The sequence below is a fragment of the Endozoicomonas sp. ONNA1 genome, assembly GCF_024606325.1.
In the GTDB taxonomy this organism is placed as follows: Bacteria; Pseudomonadota; Gammaproteobacteria; order Pseudomonadales; family Endozoicomonadaceae; genus Endozoicomonas_A.
Window position 1 is genome coordinate 1 of the sequence record NZ_JAHHPN010000352.1, and the last position, 2,001, is coordinate 2,001.

Annotated in this window: 1 protein-coding gene; it reads right to left on the minus strand. The window is 45.8% G+C overall.

Annotation, left to right across the window (positions count from 1 at the left end):
- Positions 1–99: 99 nt before the first annotated feature.
- The coding region (locus KDK19_RS07975; RefSeq protein WP_257254094.1) for a DUF4116 domain-containing protein at positions 100–2,001 on the minus strand (1,902 nt) is incomplete at its 5' end.

The window sequence follows — 2,001 nt, forward strand, 5'->3', positions numbered from 1 at the left end:
ATAAAGTTCACTCGCCAGCCTGAAGCACGCAGTAGAAAAAACAACATCAGGGTTTACACTGGTCAGCGTTATCTGAATCGATCAGACCTTATTCGCAGATTATCTGAGGTATTGACGAAGTTGCGGGTTTCTTTGTTTTGCTGCCTCAATAAAAGCCGTATCACCTTTAAGTCCTGAAACAGCATAATTGAAAGCTTGGGGATTTATTTCAATTAAGTCGAGCATGCACTGGCGATCCTCCAATACCTTTTGACTGGCATATGATAAGGGATAAATACTTTCAGCAATGGCCATTCTGATAATGTTTTTATCGTCTCGAAGTCTTATACTTGCATAACGCAGAGCCAAGGGACATTTTGCGATAGCGGCCTTAACGACATCGCTATCATTCTTCAGCTCTTCACTCAAATCTCCCAGTTCGCAGGGATCTCCTGAAAACGCGGGTAATACAAAGTTTTTATCATTCCGAACCCGCTGGCTGGCATATTCCAGCCCATGCTTCAGCAAGGTATTCCTGATCTTTTCTTTATGATCCCCAAGTGGCTGGCCCGGTGGTACATAAAACTCCAATCTGTAATTCCTGGATGGATTAATAACAAAGCATTGATTTCCGATGTCATACACTTGCTCAATCAATCTAACAGCGCTTACGGGATAAAATAATAAAAAATGGTGTAAGAGCTCCCTGCGGATGTCCTCGCTCATCTCAGCACTCATTAAGATTTCCTGCTCACTTTCTTTTGGTTTTCTCCCACGATCCAATGACAAATGATACATACCGAACCGATGAGCATAATGAGCAAATTGTTGATGGTGTTTGCTCAATAACCGACAGCAAGGGGCAGTCTTGGAGAAGGTGCTTTTATTTTGATAAGACATTGCGAAAAGGCAATGTTGAAAAGCGAATCTATCTGCCTCTGTCGCAACATCAGGATTAAGGCGTTGTGCAAGTAAGTTAAAGTCCCACTGACCTCCTTCAAAAATGGGTCTGCCCTTCAGCTCAATATCCAGATTACACATAGCACGTAACACAATGATCAGTTTTTCAAAGGCATGCTGCATGGTTTCAGGTGATCTCATACGGGAGCATTCGATGTTCATTTCACCCGCTACGGCGTTGCAACTCAGCTTCATGCTATCAGCATTTTTATCCAGTTCGACCTCCTTCAATAACTGCGCCAGAAACCACATACGCCGGAATTTGCCGGATTTCTCATCATTATCAGTTCTATCAAAGTCGTCAGAAAATTTCAGCCTCAAGGTTCGTCCTTTGCCCCCCTCTGCGTTTTCAAGTAGCTCGATAAGGCTCACATGACTGCCAAGATTCAGATTAACAATCACGGCTTCATCCATACTGATAACTGTCCCTGAACACCCTAATGCTTTGATTGATGTTTTGCAGGACTGCCTCAGTATTGGTGCCTTATCATCCGGCTTACCCGGAGCCCTGCAATCAACATAGGTAACGCGATCTTTCCTGGAAAGCCTGCCCTGGCCCGAAGCCAGAGCGACCGGTGCCAATACCTCTACAAAACGCTGATGCAAGGAAAAAATCAGCTCATGGACACTTCGCACCTGCTCAGCGCTATCAGGGTTGAGTGCCTGAAGACAGGATTGAAGCTGATGACAGTCTGCCACCCACTGACGAAATATTCCCGGGGATAGCTGTCCTTCTTCGGCGGCTTGCACAGGAAGAATGATACTCTTTAACCCGGATTCAATGGTCTTTTTCAACATCTGGAACCGGTTGATCAGCTGCGGTAATTCATGCCGAAATGACTTGACCCTGTGTGAACGACTCTTGCCCGCCAGTTGCAAGAATGCCTGGCACCCGTCCAGCAGTGCTTCAGCCCCGTGAACCAGCCGTTTTACGCTGTCACAGGTCTCGGCCAGTAAATTTAATCTTTGTGGCGACATACTCAATTTTATCGGGTTTGCCAAACAACCCAGTCCGCCGCCGGAGGCAAAAAATGCCAACAAACGGGCATTTTGATCCGTGAG